At 63.2% G+C, this 14,948-nt stretch carries 17 protein-coding genes; all 17 read left to right on the plus strand.

Going from position 1 to position 14,948, the window contains the following annotated elements; genetic code table 11:
• The first annotated feature begins 22 nt into the window (after window positions 1–22).
• The gene (locus DFR34_RS00890) at window positions 23–262 is read left to right on the plus strand and encodes a glutaredoxin family protein (protein ID WP_110389263.1); all 240 of its coding nucleotides are present in this window, start codon (window positions 23–25) and stop codon (window positions 260–262) included.
• A gap of 90 nt (window positions 263–352) precedes the next feature.
• Window positions 353–2,146, plus strand: a complete 1,794-nt coding sequence (gene lepA / locus DFR34_RS00895; protein ID WP_110389264.1) for a translation elongation factor 4 — start codon at window positions 353–355, stop codon at window positions 2,144–2,146.
• 45 nt (window positions 2,147–2,191) lie between these two features.
• Window positions 2,192–3,163 carry a signal peptidase I gene (gene lepB, locus DFR34_RS00900; RefSeq protein WP_110389265.1) on the plus strand — a complete coding sequence of 324 codons (972 nt, stop codon included), beginning with the start codon at window positions 2,192–2,194 and terminating at the stop codon, window positions 3,161–3,163.
• Between the two features lie 263 nt (window positions 3,164–3,426).
• Entirely contained in the window at window positions 3,427–4,137 is a 711-nt protein-coding gene (gene rnc / locus DFR34_RS00905) for a ribonuclease III (protein WP_110389266.1), read from the plus strand.
• Window positions 4,138–4,141: 4 nt separating this feature from the next.
• Window positions 4,142–5,119 (plus strand): GTPase Era, encoded by a 978-nt coding sequence (era, locus tag DFR34_RS00910; RefSeq protein WP_110389267.1) that lies wholly within the window; start codon window positions 4,142–4,144, stop codon window positions 5,117–5,119.
• A 13-nt stretch (window positions 5,120–5,132) separates the two neighbouring features.
• Window positions 5,133–5,891, plus strand: a complete 759-nt coding sequence (gene recO, locus DFR34_RS00915) for a DNA repair protein RecO (protein ID WP_110389268.1) — start codon at window positions 5,133–5,135, stop codon at window positions 5,889–5,891.
• Window positions 5,892–5,946: 55 nt separating this feature from the next.
• Window positions 5,947–6,678: a pyridoxine 5'-phosphate synthase gene (pdxJ, locus tag DFR34_RS00920; protein WP_110389463.1), complete on the plus strand. Its 732-nt coding sequence runs from the start codon at window positions 5,947–5,949 to the stop codon at window positions 6,676–6,678.
• On the plus strand, window positions 6,675–7,064 hold the full coding sequence (gene acpS / locus DFR34_RS00925; protein WP_110389269.1) for a holo-ACP synthase: 390 nt from the start codon (window positions 6,675–6,677) through the stop codon (window positions 7,062–7,064). Before pdxJ ends, acpS begins: the two co-directional genes overlap by 4 nt.
• 244 nt (window positions 7,065–7,308) lie before the next feature.
• Window positions 7,309–8,964: a glucose-6-phosphate isomerase gene (gene pgi, locus DFR34_RS00930; protein ID WP_110389464.1), complete on the plus strand. Its 1,656-nt coding sequence runs from the start codon at window positions 7,309–7,311 to the stop codon at window positions 8,962–8,964.
• Window positions 8,961–9,458, plus strand: coding sequence for a CinA family protein (locus DFR34_RS00935; RefSeq protein ID WP_110389270.1), 498 nt, complete (start codon window positions 8,961–8,963; stop codon window positions 9,456–9,458). The genes pgi and DFR34_RS00935 overlap by 4 nt, the downstream gene beginning before the upstream one ends.
• 58 nt (window positions 9,459–9,516) lie before the next feature.
• Window positions 9,517–9,732 (plus strand): hypothetical protein, encoded by a 216-nt coding sequence (locus tag DFR34_RS00940; protein WP_110389271.1) that lies wholly within the window; start codon window positions 9,517–9,519, stop codon window positions 9,730–9,732.
• 180 nt (window positions 9,733–9,912) lie between these two features.
• Entirely contained in the window at window positions 9,913–10,653 is a 741-nt protein-coding gene (gene rpsB / locus DFR34_RS00945; RefSeq protein ID WP_110389272.1) for a 30S ribosomal protein S2, read from the plus strand.
• A gap of 117 nt (window positions 10,654–10,770) precedes the next feature.
• Entirely contained in the window at window positions 10,771–11,658 is an 888-nt protein-coding gene (gene tsf / locus DFR34_RS00950; RefSeq protein ID WP_110389273.1) for a translation elongation factor Ts, read from the plus strand.
• Window positions 11,659–11,870: 212 nt separating this feature from the next.
• Window positions 11,871–12,596 carry a UMP kinase gene (gene pyrH, locus DFR34_RS00955; RefSeq protein WP_110389274.1) on the plus strand — a complete coding sequence of 242 codons (726 nt, stop codon included), beginning with the start codon at window positions 11,871–11,873 and terminating at the stop codon, window positions 12,594–12,596.
• 102 nt (window positions 12,597–12,698) lie between these two features.
• Complete coding sequence (frr, locus tag DFR34_RS00960; RefSeq protein ID WP_110389275.1) at window positions 12,699–13,256, plus strand: ribosome recycling factor; 558 nt, start codon at window positions 12,699–12,701, stop codon at window positions 13,254–13,256.
• A 74-nt stretch (window positions 13,257–13,330) separates the two neighbouring features.
• The gene (gene uppS, locus DFR34_RS00965; protein WP_211309248.1) at window positions 13,331–14,092 is read left to right on the plus strand and encodes an undecaprenyl pyrophosphate synthase; all 762 of its coding nucleotides are present in this window, start codon (window positions 13,331–13,333) and stop codon (window positions 14,090–14,092) included.
• 46 nt (window positions 14,093–14,138) lie between these two features.
• Entirely contained in the window at window positions 14,139–14,945 is an 807-nt protein-coding gene (locus DFR34_RS00970) for a phosphatidate cytidylyltransferase (protein WP_110389276.1), read from the plus strand.
• The last annotated feature ends 3 nt before the right edge of the window (window positions 14,946–14,948 follow it).

Here is a 14,948-nt window from a genome sequence, read left to right on the forward strand (position 1 = left end):
TTCCCTGATTGCCGAGCCCGCCATGCACCTGACTTTGTACTTTCGTGAATATTGCAGCCTGTGCCACGCCATGCGCGACGCCCTGCGCCCGTATCAGCAGCAACACGGCTTCACCCTGGAGGTGATCGACGTGGACAACGACCCGGCGCTGGTCGAACGCTTTGACGAACTGGTGCCGGTATTGATGCATGGCGACACAGAAATCTGCCATTACCATCTGGATGCCGCGCGACTGGATGCAGTGCTGGCCGAAATCGGCTAGAATCGCCGCCATTCAACCATCCATGGCGCCCAGCGCGCCGGGGACGCGTCCAGCCCACGGGCCGGCGCGGCCTTTCTATCCCGACCCGCCATGAAGCATATCCGCAACTTCTCCATTATTGCCCACATTGACCACGGTAAATCGACCCTGGCCGACCGATTCATCCAGTATTGCGGCGGCTTGTCCGACCGCGAGATGGATGCCCAGGTGCTTGACTCGATGGACATCGAGCGCGAGCGCGGCATCACCATCAAGGCGCAGACTGCTGCGCTGCGCTACAAGGCGCGCGATGGCCAGGTGTACAACCTCAACCTGATCGACACCCCCGGCCACGTGGACTTCAGCTACGAAGTCAGCCGCTCGCTGTCCGCCTGCGAAGGCGCGCTGCTGGTGGTGGACGCCTCGCAAGGCGTCGAAGCGCAAACCGTGGCCAACTGCTACACCGCGCTGGATCTGGGCGTGGAAGTGGTGCCGGTGCTGAACAAGATCGACCTGCCAGCCGCCGAACCCGAGCGCGTGTGCGAAGAAATCGAAGACATCATCGGCATCGAAGCCACCGACGCGGTGCGCGCCTCGGCCAAGAGCGGCATCGGCATCGAAGACATTCTGGAAACCGTGGTGCAGAAAATCCCGGCGCCAGAAGGCAATCCGGATGGCCCGCTGAAGGCGCTGATTGTGGACTCGTGGTTCGACAACTACGTCGGCGTGGTGATGCTGGTGCGCGTGGTGGATGGCGTGCTGCGCCCCAAGGACAAGATTTTGTTCATGTCCACCCAGGCTCAGCATCTGTGCGAGCAAGTGGGCGTGTTCACCCCGAAATCCGAATCGCGCACCGAGCTGCGCGCCGGTGAGGTGGGCTTTATCATCGCCGGCATCAAAGAGCTGAAATCCGCCAAGGTGGGCGATACGCTCACCCTGGTGAACAACCCGGCCAGCGAGGCGCTGCCCGGCTTCAAGGAAGCCAAGTCGCAGGTGTTTGCCGGCCTCTACCCGGTGGAAAGCCACGACTACGACGCGCTGCGCGACGCGCTGGAAAAACTCCAGCTGAACGACGCCGCGCTGAACTTTGAGCCGGAAGTCTCGCAAGCGCTGGGCTTTGGCTTCCGCTGCGGCTTTTTGGGCCTGTTGCACCTGGAAATCGTCCAGGAGCGGCTGGAGCGCGAATATGACATGGACCTCATCACCACCGCGCCGACCGTGGTCTACGAAGTGGTGATGAAGGACGGCGAGCAGATCGAGGTGGAAAACCCGTCCAAGCTGCCGGACCTGGGCAAGATTCAGGAAATCCGCGAACCCATCATCACCTCCACCATCCTGGTGCCGCAGGACTATGTGGGTGCGGTGATGACGCTGTGCAACCAAAAGCGCGGCGTGCAGCGCAATATGCAATACATGGGCCGTCAGGTGATGCTGACCTACGACATGCCGATGAACGAAGTGGTGATGGACTTCTTTGACAAGCTCAAGTCCACCAGCCGTGGCTACGCCTCGCTGGATTACGAGTTCAAGGAATTCCAGCCGTCTGATCTGGTCAAACTCGACATCATGGTCAATGGCGAGAAAGTGGACGCCCTGAGCCTGATCGTGCACCGCTCCACCAGCGTGTACCGTGGCCGTGAACTGGCGTCGAAAATGCGCGAGCTGATTCCGCGCCAGATGTTCGACATCGCCGTGCAAGCCACCATCGGCAGCCACATCATTGCCCGGGAAACCATCAAGGCCCTGCGCAAGAACGTGCTGGCCAAGTGCTACGGCGGCGACATCACCCGTAAGAAAAAGCTGCTGGAAAAACAAAAAGCCGGCAAGAAGCGCATGAAGCAGGTGGGCAATGTGGAAATCCCGCAGGCCGCCTTCCTGGCCATCTTGCAGGTCAGCGACAAATAACCGCGCGGGCTCACGCCCGCCCGCGCCGCAACCGTAAGGACACTGATGAACTGGACCGTGATTTTTGCCGTGCTCACCGTGCTCGGCCCGATCCTGATCGCCACCTCGGCGAAAAAACAAGCCGGCGACAAAGACCAGCCCATGGGCGTGCAAGCCGGCTACCTGGCCCTGGTGCTGGGCGGCTTTGGCCTGTTGGCCCAGTGGCTGAGCTTCTCGGCGGTGATGCTGGTGTTCGTGCTGGTGACCGGCGTGATCACCGCCGCCAACCGCTGGCTGCTGGCCCCGCGCCGCGATGGCGGCGCGCTGGAGCCGCATTATGTGGAATACGCCAAGAGCTTTTTCCCCATCATGCTGGCCGTGTTCATGCTGCGCGCCTTTCTGGTCGAGCCGTTTCAAATCCCGTCCTCGTCCATGCGCCCCGGCCTGGTGGTGGGGGATTTCATCCTGGTCAACAAATTCGCCTACGGCGTGCGCACCCCGATCATCAACAATGTGCTGATCCCGGTCGGCCAAGTGCAGCACGGCGACGTGGTGGTGTTCAATTTTCCGCCTGACCCGAAAGTGAACTTCATCAAGCGCGTCATCGGCCTGCCTGGCGACACGGTGAGCTATCGCGACAAACAGCTGAGCATCAACGGCAAAGCCCTGCCGCTGCAAGAAGACGGCGCCTACAGCTATGTGGAAACCGGCAAAGGCGCCAGCATGGTGCAAACCCGCCGGCTGAAAGAGCAAACCCCGGACGGCCAGGGCTACCATGTGCTGCACGAAGACGGCAAACCCAGCGTGTTCACCCCCGCCGTGGCCGACTTCCCCGGCCGCGAGCACTGCCAGTACGACGAACGCGGCTTTACTTGCAAAGTCCCCGCTGGCCAGTACCTGATGCTGGGCGACAACCGCGACAACAGCCACGACGGCCGCTACTGGGGCTTTGTGGAAGACAAACTGCTGGTGGGCAAGGCGTTTATGGTGTGGATGAATCTGGGCGAATTCGGCCGCATTGGCCACCGGATTCAGTAAGCGCCGCGCAATCAGGCTAAGGCGCCGTCCCCTGTAGCGCGCCAAGCATCACAGAAACACGCATTGCAGAAAACCGGGGCCCGCTCTCCGCCCTGTATGCGCGCAGTTGGCGCAAGTGCGGGGCGAACCCGGTTTTCGCGCAAACGCGGACAAACCGCGCCAACACGCCCATGTCCAGCTACAATACCCATTCTTGCCGCCGGCGGCGCAGCCCCCGGCGTTTTCCATTTTTTTGACTCGCACCGCTAAGGCAGACTCAGGCAGTGACTCATCCCCTCAACCTTGACCGGCTGTCGCGCCGGCTGGGCCATGCGTTTCGCCAACCGCAACTGCTGCGCCAGGCGCTGACCCACCGCAGCTACAGCGCCACCAATAACGAACGCTTTGAATTCATTGGCGACAGCATCCTGAACTACACCGTGGCGCGCATGCTCTACGACCGCTTCACCCAGCTCAGCGAAGGCGAACTGTCGCGGCTGCGCGCCAATCTGGTCAACCAGAGCACGCTGGCCGATATCGCCCGCGAGCTGAGCATTGGCGACTGCCTGTTTCTGGGCGAAGGCGAGCTGAAAAGCGGCGGCCACGACCGCGCCTCGATTCTGGCCGATGCGCTGGAAGCGCTGTTCGCCGCCGTCAGCTTTGACGCCGACTTCAACCAGGCCGAAGCCGTGGTGCGCCAGCTCTACCATTCGCGGATCACCGCCATCGACCCGAACAAGCACGCCAAAGACGCCAAAACCCGCCTGCAGGAAGCCCTGCAAGCCAAGCGTTACAGCCTGCCGCGCTACACCATCCTCGACCAGACCGGCGAGGCCCACGAACAATCCTTCCGCGTCTGTTGCGACCTGGCCGAAATCGGCATTTGCACCCAGGGCCAGGGCGGCAGCCGCCGCGCCGCCGAGCAACAAGCCGCAGAACGCGCGCTGGAGGCGCTGGACGCCCAGGCCCGCCACAACGCCCCGCGAAAGAACTGACACCATGCAAGACCACGACCAAGACCAAGAAGCTGGCGATGCCGGCCTGAGCCCCGAACAAATCGACGCCGCGCTGGCCGGCCTGGCGCCCAATGTGCCAGAAGACTACCGCTGCGGCTTTGTCGCCATTGTCGGCCGGCCGAATGTCGGCAAATCCACGCTGATGAACCACCTGATCGGCCAGAAGATCAGCATCACCTCGAAAAAAGCCCAGACCACCCGCCACCGCGTCACCGGCATTCAGACCACCGACAAGGCGCAGTATATTTTTGTCGATACCCCGGGCTTTCAAACCCGCCATCGCAATGCGCTGAACGAGGCGCTGAACCGCAGCGTCAAGGATTCGCTGTCCGATGTGGACTGCGTGCTGTTTGTGCTGGAAGCCGGCCGCCTGTCTGACGCCGACCGCGAGGTGATTGCCCTCTTGCCGGCGCACCGCCCGGTGATTCTGGTGGTGAACAAGGCCGACCGGCTGAAAGACAAAGCCGACATGGCCAATTTTCTGCTCAAGGCCAGCGCCGAATTCAACTTTACCGAAATCGTCTCGGTCAGCGCCAAGCACGGCCACCGGCTGGACACCCTGCTGAAAGTGGTGGAGCCGCACCTGCCGCAAAGCGTGCCGCTCTACCCGGAAGACATGGTCACCGACAAGAACGAGCGCTTTCTGGCCGCCGAGCTGGTGCGGGAAAAACTGTTCCGCTACCTGGGCGAAGAACTGCCCTATTCGATGAACGTGGAAATCGAAAAATTCGAGATCGAAGGCAATCTGCGCCGCATCTACGCCGCCGTACTGGTGGACAAGCCCGGCCAGAAAGCCATCCTGATTGGCCGCGACGGCGAGCGCATGAAAAAAATCGCCACCGAAGCGCGCACCGATATGGAAAAACTGTTCGACAGCAAGGTGTTTCTGGAAGTCTGGGTCAAGGTCAAGAGCGGCTGGGCCGACGACGTGCGCTTCCTGAAGCAATTTAACCTGGACTGAGCGCCAAACCGCCATGTCCCAGCCTGGCAAGGTGGACCACCAGCCGGCCTTTGTGCTGCACAGCGTGCCGTACAAAGAAACCAGCCTGATTGTCGAACTGTTCACCCGCGACCACGGCCGGGTGTCGGTGGTGGCGCGCGGCGCCCGGCGCCCGCGCGCCGCGCTGCGCGGCCTGCTGCTGCCGTTTCAGCCCTTAAAAGTAGGCTGGTTTGGCAAAACCGAGCTCAAAACCCTGGCCCACGCCGACTGGCAAGGCGCCCTGCCGCAGCTGGGCGGCGTGCCCCTGCTGGCCGGGCTATATCTGAATGAGCTGCTGCTGCGGCTGACCGCCCGCGAAGACCCGCACAGCGAACTGTTTGCCGACTACGCCCGCGCCATCCGCGCGCTGGGCCCGCGCGACGGCCAGGGCGAGCCGCTCAGCGCCCAGCTGCGCCGCTTTGAGCTGCGCCTGCTGGCCGAGCTGGGCTACGCGCCCGACCTGCGCTGCACCCAGGACGGCGCGCCGCTGGACGCCGAATGTCGCTATCATTGCCAGTTGCCGGCCGGCGTCAGCGCCCACGCGGACGGCGAGTATTCCGGCGCGGCGCTGCTGGCCTTGGCCGAGGGGGATTTTTCCACCCCGGCCGCCTTGCGCGCCGCGCGCACGCTCACCCGCCAGTGGCTGGACCACTGCCTGGGCGAGCCGCCGCTGGCCACCCGCGCGCTGATGGCGCAACTGGCCGAGCTGGGCGCGCGCGCCAACCCGCCGCCAGGCGAGGGCGAACAGCGCTAAATCAGCCATATTACGGGCGGCCCACCACCGCCCACACCCCACCGTGGAGGACATCATGATTCTGTTGGGCGTCAATATCGACCACGTCGCCACCCTGCGCAATGCCCGTGGCGTCAACTACCCCAGCCCGCTGGAAGCCGCCCTGGTGGCGGAAACCGCCGGCGCCGACCTGATCACCCTGCATCTGCGCGAAGACCGCCGCCACATCAAGGACGAAGACGTGCGCCTGATGCGCCGCGCGCTGAAAACCCGCATGAACCTGGAAATGGCGCTCACCCCGGAAATGCTCGACCACGCCCTGGCCATCCGCCCGGACGACGTCTGCCTGGTGCCAGAAAAGCGCGAAGAGCTGACCACCGAAGGCGGCCTGGACGTCGAGCGCTATTTTGACCAGGTGCGCGACTACACCCGCCAGCTCAGCGCCGCCGGCATTCGCGTGTCGCTGTTTATCGACCCGACGGAAACCTCGCTCAGCGCCGCCGTGGAAGCCGGCGCCCCCGTGGTGGAGCTGCACACCGGCCGTTACGCCGACGCCATCGGCCAGGCCGCCCGGCAAAGCGAGCTGGCGCGCATCCGCGACGCGGCGGAAATCGGCGTGTACAAGGGCCTGGTGGTCAACGCCGGCCACGGCCTGAACTACCACAATGTGCAGCCGGTGGCGGCCATTGCCGAAATCCGCGAGCTGAACATCGGCCACGCCATCGTCGCCCAGGCGCTGTTCACCGGCTTTGACCGCGCTGTGCGCGATATGAAGGCGCTGATGGTCGAAGCGCGCCGCGCGGCATGATTCTGGGCATCGGCACCGACCTGGTGGACATCGCCCGCATGCGCGCGGCGCTGGACCGCCACGGCGAGCGCTTTGCCCGCCGCATCCTGTCGCCGGCCGAATGGCCGGACTGGGAATCCAGCAAGGAGCCCGCCCGGCTGCTGGCCAAGCGCTTTGCCGCCAAAGAAGCCTTCGCCAAAGCCAGCGGCCAGGGCCTGCGCGCGCCGGTAACGCTGGGCGCGCTGGCGGTCACCCACGATGCGCTGGGCCGGCCGGGCTGGGCGTTTGCCGATGAGCTGGCCCAATGGCTGACGGCGCGCGGCGTGCAGCGCTGCCACCTGAGCATCAGCGACGAGCGCGCGCAATGCCTGGCCTTTGTGGTGCTGGAGGGCGGACAGATCGACTGAGCCTTGCTGCTCAGACGGCGCGCAGCACCGTCAAGCAGCGGGAACGAGGGCACAAGCTCGCCACGGCCCACCAAACAGCAAGGTGGGCCATGCCCGGAATTTGCCGGTATACCCTCATTCAGGCCATGGCTTAAGCCGGCAAAAAATGCTAGGGTAATGTGCTGCTGCGCCTGTTGTTCCGGCGACCGGCAGACCGATCCGCATCCTGATGCACCCGAAGCAACCCAAAGCCTTGACCACACCCATGACCCAGCCCCGGCACTACGACCTGAACCATACTTCCATCTGGGCCAAACTGCACCAACACCAGCGCGCCACCCGGCATATGCATATGCGCGAGCTGTTTGCCGCCGACCCGCAGCGTTTTCAGCGCTTTTCGCTCAGCCTGGGCCCGCTGCTGATGGATTACTCCAAACACCGCATCACCGAGCGCACGCTGGAGCTGCTGTTCGAGCTGGCCGACGCCGCCCACCTGAAAGACTGGCGTCAGCGCATGCGCGCGGGCGAGGCGATCAATGTCAGCGAAAAACGCGCGGTGCTGCACATGGCCTTGCGCGGCCAGGCTGGCGATGATTTTCAGGTGGACGGCCAGCCGGTGATGGCGCAGGTGCTGGCGGTGCGCGCGCGCATGGCGGCGTTTGCCGAGCAGGTGCGCTCGGGCGCCTGGCTGGGCTTTGACGGCCGGCCGATTCGCGCCGTGGTCAATCTGGGCATTGGCGGCTCGGACCTGGGGCCCTTGCTGGCCTGCCGCGCGCTGCGCCCCTATGCGGCGGCGCAGCTGGACATGCGCTTTGTCGCCAATCTGGACGGCCAACACCTGGCGCAGGCGCTGGAAGGGCTGGAGCCGGCGACAACCTTGTTTATTGTCGCCTCCAAATCGTTCACCACGCCAGAAACGCTGATGAACGCCGAAGCGGCGCGCGCCTGGCTGCTGGCCGCCGCGCCGGCCGAGGCAGTGGCGCGGCACTTTGTGGCGATTTCCAGCCAGACCGAGCGTGTGCGCGCCTTTGGCATCGACCCGGCCAATATGTTTGAATTTTGGGATTGGGTGGGCGGCCGTTATTCGGTGTGGTCGGCGATTGGCCTGTCGGTGATGCTGTCCATCGGCCCGGCGGCGTTTGAAGATTTTCTGGCTGGCGCGCGGCGCATGGATGCGCATTTTCTCGAAGCGCCATTCGCGCAGAACATCCCGGTGATTCTTGCCCTGCTGGGCGTGTGGTACAACACCTTTTACCGCGCCCACACCCACGCCATCATGCCCTACGACCAAGGCCTGGCGCGGCTGCCGGCGTATTTGCAGCAACTGGACATGGAGTCCAACGGCAAGCGGGTGGGGCGCTATGGCGAAACGCTGGACTTTGACACCGGCCCGGTGATCTGGGGCGAGGTGGGCGTGAACAGCCAGCATGCGTTTTTTCAGCTGCTGCATCAGGGCACCCGGCTGGTGCCATGTGATTTTATTGTGCCGATGCGCAGCCATTATCCGCTGGACCGCCACCACGAAGCGCTGGTGGCCAACTGCTTTGCCCAGACCGAGGCGCTGATGCGCGGCAAAACCGAAGCCGAGGTGCTGGGCGAGTTGGCCGGGCTGGACGGCGACACACTGGACATGCTGCTGCCGCAAAAGCTGTTCCCCGGCAACCAGCCGTCCACCACGCTGGCGCTGGACGCCATCACCCCGCACACCCTGGGCATGCTGCTGGCCATGTACGAACACAAGGTGTTTGTGCAAGGGGTGATCTGGGGGATTAATTCGTTTGACCAATGGGGCGTGGAATACGGCAAGCAACTGGCCCGGCAAATCCAGCCCGAGCTGGCCGACGCCAGCGCCGCGCTGGCGCACGACGCCTCGACCAACGCCCTGATTGCCCACTATCGCGCCAGAAAGGCCCAGTCATGACCGACACCCACACCCTGGCCGCCCAATTGGGCGAAGCGCTGCGCCAGCGCGGCCAGCGCATCGCCACCGCCGAATCCTGCACTGGCGGGCTGATTGCCGGCGCGCTCACCGCCATTGCCGGCAGCTCGGACTGGTTTGGCTTTGGCTGGGTCAGCTACGCCAACGAAGCCAAGCAGCAAATGCTGGACGTGCGCGCCGAAACGCTGATGGCGCATGGCGCGGTCAGCGGGCAAACCGTGCGGGAAATGGCCGAGGGCGCGCGCCGGCACAGCGGCGCCGACTGGGCCATCGCCGTCAGCGGCATTGCCGGCCCGGGCGGCGGCAGCCGCGACAAGCCAGTGGGCCTGGTGTGGTTTGGTCTGGCCGGCCCGGATGGGGTGAAGGCTTTTTCCGAGGTGTTTGCCGGCGACCGCGACGCCGTGCGCCAGCACACGGTGAACACCGCACTGACGCAACTGCTAGCGCGGGTCAACGCCAGCACCTTGATCGCCTGACCTGCCCTGCTACAATGCCGGCCTGATTGGACTGCTGCCCAATGGGCCGGTGTTAACAATGTATATCATCTGGATTGGCTGGTTGTATGTGGTGCTGATGTTTGCGCTGGGCCAGCGCACACTGCCGATGACGATATTCGTCCTGATTCTGTTCGGCGCACTTCCAACGTGGCTGCTGCTGTTTGTCGTGCGTCGTCGGCAGGCGATGAAGGCCAATGGCGACATTGCCCCGCGCAAGCCGCGCCGCCCGCGCGGCGGCCAGTCCGAGGACTGAGCGCTTGCCCACACAGGCTATTGAGCAATTTTGCCATTCCGTGCTAAACTTATAAGTTATCTGACCCACCAAAATTGGTAGGCGGGTAAACATTTAAAATCCTCACATTCGCGCCAAAGGGTGTCCCGCTTCGACCGGGATTCTGTGCGTGAATGGCGGTCTAACCCTTTAGGAGTTTTCATGACCACTGCAGTCACCATGCGTCAAATGCTGGAAGCCGGCGTTCACTTCGGCCACCAAACCCGTTTCTGGAACCCGAAGATGAATCAATACATCTTCGGCAGCCGCAACAAGATCCACATCATCAACCTGGAAAAGACCCTGCCGCTGTTCCTGGAAGCCCAGACCTACATCCGTCGTCTGGCCGCCAACAAGGGCACCGTGCTGTTCGTCGGCACCAAGCGTCAGGCTCGTGAAATCGTGCGCGAAGAAGCTTCCCGCGCTGGCGTGCCGTTTGTTGACCACCGCTGGCTGGGTGGCATGCTGACCAACTACAAGACGGTCAAGCAATCCATCAAGCGCCTGGAAGACAAAATGGCTCTGCTGGCCAGCGGCGAAGAAAGCGGCTACTCCAAGAAAGAACTGCTGGACCTGCAACGCGAAGTGGAAAAGCTCGAGCGTTCGCTGGGCGGCATCAAGGACATGAAGGGTCTGCCGGACGCCATCTTCGTGATCGACACCGGCTACCAAAAGGGCGCCGTGGTGGAAGCCAAGAAGCTGGGCATCCCGGTCATCGGCGTGGTGGACACCAACAACTCGCCGGAAGGCATCGACTACGTCATCCCGGGTAACGATGACTCCAGCCGCGCGATCCGTCTGTACGCCCGTGGCATCGCCGACGCCGTGCTGGAAGGCCGTGCTCAGGCTATCCAGGAAATCGTCGCTGCCGCCGCAGCTGCCGAGCCGGTTGCCGCTGAGTAATTCTCGACGGCCTGACCGAAAAGGGGGCGCAAGCCCCCTTTTTCAAATCCATGCTATAGATTGTCATCGGGTCGCCTCATACTCGGCGCGTCCCGTTCAAGCACTTAGGAGCGAAACATGGCGGAAATTACCGCAAAGATGGTGGCTGACCTGCGCGCGGCCACTGGCCTGGGCATGATGGAATGCAAAAAAGCCCTGGTGGAAACCGAAGGCGACGTGAAGGCTGCTGAAGAGCTGCTGCGCATCAAGTCCGGCGCCAAGGCCTCCAAGCTGGCTGGCCGCACCGCCGCTGAAGGCGTGGTGGCTCAGTTCATCTCCGCCGACGGCAAAGTGGGCGCCCTGGTTGAAGTCAACTGCGAAACCGACTTCGTAGGCAAGGACGAAGGCTTTGTGGCCTTCGCCAAGGCTGTTGCTCAAGCCGTGGTGACCGGCAACCCGGCCGACGTCGAAGCCCTGGCCGCCGTGGCCACCGCTGAAGGTCCGACCGTGGAAGAAACCCGCAAGGCGCTGATCGCCAAGCTGGGCGAAAACATGTCCGTGCGTCGTTTCGTGCGTTACGAAACCGCTGGCAAAGTGGCCGCTTACCTGCACGGCGCCAAGATCGGCGTGCTGGTTGACCTGGCTGGCGGCGAAGAGCAAGTGGGCAAGGACGTGGCCATGCACATCGCCGCTTCCAAGCCGATCTGCGTTTCCAAAGAGCAAGTGCCGGCCGAAAACCTGGAAACCGAACGCCGCATCTACACCGAGCAAGCTGCCCAGTCCGGCAAGCCGGCTGACATCGTCGCCAAGATGGTGGAAGGCCGCATCAACAAATACCTGGCTGAAGTCACCCTGCTGGGTCAGCAGTTCGTCAAGAACCCGGACATCACCGTGGAAAAGCTGCTGAAAGACAACCAAGCCGCTGTCAACGCTTTCACCATGTTCGTGGTGGGCGAAGGCATCGAGAAGAAAGTGGAAGACTACGCCGCTGAAGTGGCTGCCGCTGCTGCCGCCATCAAGGGCTGAGCGGAGTTCTTCTCCTGAACAGGAAAGCACCCTGGCGCAGGGTTGCCGGCATCCGCCGGCCGCCCCAAGCGGGTGCTTTTTTGCAACTGTGCCCCGCGCACAGTGGGTTTGGCCGGCGAGATTGCCGGAATTTTTTGCCATGGGCGCAGTCTCCCCGGCCAAGCCAGATTGAATACAGATTGAATCACCCAGAATATCCAGAAGGAAGCGCCATGAGCCAGACCCCGACCCCGATGTATCGACGCATTCTTGTCAAACTGTCCGGTGAGGCCCTGATGGGCGAAGACAGCTACGGCATCAACCGTAAAGTGATCGAACAAATCGTCGGCGAAATCAAGCAAGTGGCCGAGCTGGGCGTGCAAATCGGCGTGGTGATTGGCGGCGGCAATATCTTCCGCGGCATCGCCCCGGCCGCCTCCGGCATGGACCGCGCCACCGCCGACTATATGGGCATGCTGGCCACGGTGATGAACGCCCTGGCGCTGAAAGACGCCATGAGCAAGGCCGGCCTGGTGGCGCGCGTGCAATCGGCGCTGGCCATGCAGCAGGTGGCCGAGCCCTATGTGCGCGGCAAGGCCATGCAATACCTGGAAGAAGGTAAAATCGTGATTTTTGGCGCAGGCACCGGCAACCCCTTCTTCACCACCGACACCGCCGCTGCGCTGCGCGGCATCGAAATGGGCGCCGACGTGATGCTCAAGGCCACCAAGGTGGACGGCGTGTACACCGACGATCCCAAGAAAAACCCGGACGCCGTGCGCTACCAGAGCCTGACCTTTGACGAGGCGATTGCCCGCAATCTGAAGGTGATGGACGCCACCGCCTTTGCCCTGTGCCGTGACCAGCAGTTTGACCTGAAAGTGTTCAGCATCTTCAAACAAGGCGCGCTCAAGCGCGTGGTGCTTGGCGAAGACGAGGGCACTCTCGTACACTGCTGAGTTTATCGCCCGACGGCGCGTATGCCGTCAGCTTGAATCGGCGCGGCGGCGCATGCTGTCCGCCCGCGCCATGCGAACCGAGACAGACCGGAGTTGACAACCATGATCCAAGACGTGAAAAAACAAGCCGAAAGCAAGATGCAAAAAACCCTGGACGCCTTCAAGGCCGACCTGACCAAGGTGCGCACCGGCCGCGCCCACACCGGCCTGCTCGATCACGTGATGGTGGACTACTACGGCAACCCCACCCCGGTGAATCAGGTGGGCAACGTCACCCTGATCGACGCGCGCACCATCGGCGTGCAAGTCTGGGAAAAAAACATGGTCGCCAAGGTGGAAAAAGCCATCCGTGACTCTGACCTGGGCCTGAACCCGGCCGCCAATGGCGACGTGATCCGCGTGCCGATGCCGGCGCTGACCGAAGAACGCCGCCGCGACCTGACCAAGGTGGTCAAGGGTGAGGCCGAAAACGCCCGCGTGGCGGTGCGCAATATCCGCCGCGACGCCAACAACGACTGCAAAAACCTGCTGAAAGACAAGTCCATCACCGAGGACGAAGAACGCCGCGCCCAGGACGACATCCAGAAGCTGACCGACAAATACATCGTCGAAGTGGACAAGGCCCTGGCCGAAAAAGAAAAGGAACTGATGGCCGTCTGACCCTTCGGCCCAGTGCGGCGGCGCGCTCTCATCGCGCTGCCGCTTTCCGTCTTTTTTACCCGCAGGATGCCGCCTTGTTTCTCAGCTCCACGCAGACCATTCCCGACGTCGCCTCCGTGCCGCGCCACATCGCCATCATCATGGACGGCAATGGCCGTTGGGCGAAAAAACGCTTTTTGCCGCGTGTGGCTGGCCACAAGCGCGGCGTGGAAGCCGTGCGCAACACGGTGAAATCCTGCGCCGAAATGGGCGTGGAATACCTCACCCTGTTTGCTTTTTCCAGCGAGAACTGGCGTCGGCCGCAAGACGAAGTGTCGTTCTTGATGGAGCTGTTCCTGCAAGTACTGGAGCGCGAGGTCGAGCGCCTGCACCGCAACAATATCCGCCTGAAAATCATCGGCGCCAGCGAGCGCTTCAACCCTGCCCTGCTGGAGCGCATTGCCCGCGCGGAAGAAAAAACCGCCGCCAACAGCGGCCTGACACTGACCGTCGCCGCCGATTACGGCGGGCGCTGGGACGTGCTGCAAGCCGTCAAGCGTCTGGCTGTTGAACGCCATGGCGATTTGTCTGGCGTCAGCGAGGCGGATTTGGCCGGGCAACTGTCCATGGCCTACGCCCCCGAGCCGGATTTGTTTATCCGCACGGGCGGCGAGCAACGCATCAGCAACTTCCTGCTCTGGCAACTGGCCTACACTGAACTGCACTTCACTCAAACGCTGTGGCCGGATTTCGACCGCGCCGCGCTGGATCTGGCAATTGACTCCTATCGCCAGCGCGAACGCCGCTTTGGCCGCACCACCGAACAACTCGACCCGGCCTTGCGCCGGGCGGAATGACCCATTCGCCGGCGCCTGTGCCGGTGTCGCTCTGCAAGGCCCGACCATGCTGATTCCCCGCATCATCACTGCCGTATTTCTGGTGGCTTTCATGCTCGGCGGGCTGTTTTACCTGCCCGCCCCCTACTGGCCGGCGTTTGCCGCCGTGATCATCCTGCCCGCGCTGTGGGAATGGACCCGCTTGTTTCATATTACTGGCCTGGCGCAAATCGGCTACCTGGGTTTTTCTGCCCTGATGATGTACGCCGTGGCCTGCACCGGCCAGATGCCCGGTGCAGGCATGCAAGTGCTGTCACTGCTGATGTGGCTGGTGGTCGCCCCGCTGTGGCTGTGGCGGCGCTGGAAGCTGGTGGATCGCAACCAGGCCGCCATGCTGGGCTGGCTGCTGCTGATGCCGGCCTGGTTTGCCCTGCTGGCCTGGCGGCCCGGCCCGGAACAAGGCCCGGCCCTGCTGGCGGTGATGGCGCTGGTGTGGATTGCCGACACCGCCGCCTATTTTGCCGGCCGCGCCTTTGGCAAACACAAACTCGCCCCGGCCATCAGTCCCGGCAAAAGCTGGGAAGGTGTGGCCGGCGGCATGCTGGCCACCGGAATTTATACGCTGTGGGTGGGTCACAGCGGCGTATTTGATTTTTCTCTGCCGTGGTGGGGCTGGCTGGCCGCTGGCTGGGCGCTCACTGCGGTCAGCGTAGTGGGCGACCTGCTGGAATCCTGGTTCAAGCGCGCCGCTGGCGTCAAAGACAGTAGCCAGCTCTTGCCCGGCCACGGCGGCGTGCTCGACCGCATCGACAGCCTGATCGCCGTGCTGGCGGTCAGCCAGGCTGCCCGTTACCTTGCCACCCAATGGATGTAAGCT

This window comes from Rivihabitans pingtungensis (assembly GCF_003201855.1).
GTDB classification, from domain to species: domain Bacteria; phylum Pseudomonadota; class Gammaproteobacteria; order Burkholderiales; family Aquaspirillaceae; genus Rivihabitans; species Rivihabitans pingtungensis.

What these genes read in the sequence shown, in the direction of transcription:
- pyrH (WP_110389274.1), top strand. Translation starts at nt 11,871, where the DNA reads ATGAGCCAGACCCCGACCCCGATGTATCGACGCATTCTTGTCAAACTG.
- DFR34_RS00940 (WP_110389271.1), top strand. Translation starts at nt 9,517, where the DNA reads ATGTATATCATCTGGATTGGCTGGTTGTATGTGGTGCTGATGTTTGCG.
- DFR34_RS00890 (WP_110389263.1), top strand. Translation starts at nt 23, where the DNA reads ATGCACCTGACTTTGTACTTTCGTGAATATTGCAGCCTGTGCCACGCC.
- pdxJ (WP_110389463.1), top strand. Translation starts at nt 5,947, where the DNA reads ATGATTCTGTTGGGCGTCAATATCGACCACGTCGCCACCCTGCGCAAT.
- rpsB (WP_110389272.1), top strand. Translation starts at nt 9,913, where the DNA reads ATGACCACTGCAGTCACCATGCGTCAAATGCTGGAAGCCGGCGTTCAC.
- DFR34_RS00970 (WP_110389276.1), top strand. Translation starts at nt 14,139, where the DNA reads ATGCTGATTCCCCGCATCATCACTGCCGTATTTCTGGTGGCTTTCATG.
- recO (WP_110389268.1), top strand. Translation starts at nt 5,133, where the DNA reads ATGTCCCAGCCTGGCAAGGTGGACCACCAGCCGGCCTTTGTGCTGCAC.
- lepA (WP_110389264.1), top strand. Translation starts at nt 353, where the DNA reads ATGAAGCATATCCGCAACTTCTCCATTATTGCCCACATTGACCACGGT.
- frr (WP_110389275.1), top strand. Translation starts at nt 12,699, where the DNA reads ATGATCCAAGACGTGAAAAAACAAGCCGAAAGCAAGATGCAAAAAACC.
- lepB (WP_110389265.1), top strand. Translation starts at nt 2,192, where the DNA reads ATGAACTGGACCGTGATTTTTGCCGTGCTCACCGTGCTCGGCCCGATC.
- pgi (WP_110389464.1), top strand. Translation starts at nt 7,309, where the DNA reads ATGACCCAGCCCCGGCACTACGACCTGAACCATACTTCCATCTGGGCC.
- tsf (WP_110389273.1), top strand. Translation starts at nt 10,771, where the DNA reads ATGGCGGAAATTACCGCAAAGATGGTGGCTGACCTGCGCGCGGCCACT.
- era (WP_110389267.1), top strand. Translation starts at nt 4,142, where the DNA reads ATGCAAGACCACGACCAAGACCAAGAAGCTGGCGATGCCGGCCTGAGC.
- acpS (WP_110389269.1), top strand. Translation starts at nt 6,675, where the DNA reads ATGATTCTGGGCATCGGCACCGACCTGGTGGACATCGCCCGCATGCGC.
- DFR34_RS00935 (WP_110389270.1), top strand. Translation starts at nt 8,961, where the DNA reads ATGACCGACACCCACACCCTGGCCGCCCAATTGGGCGAAGCGCTGCGC.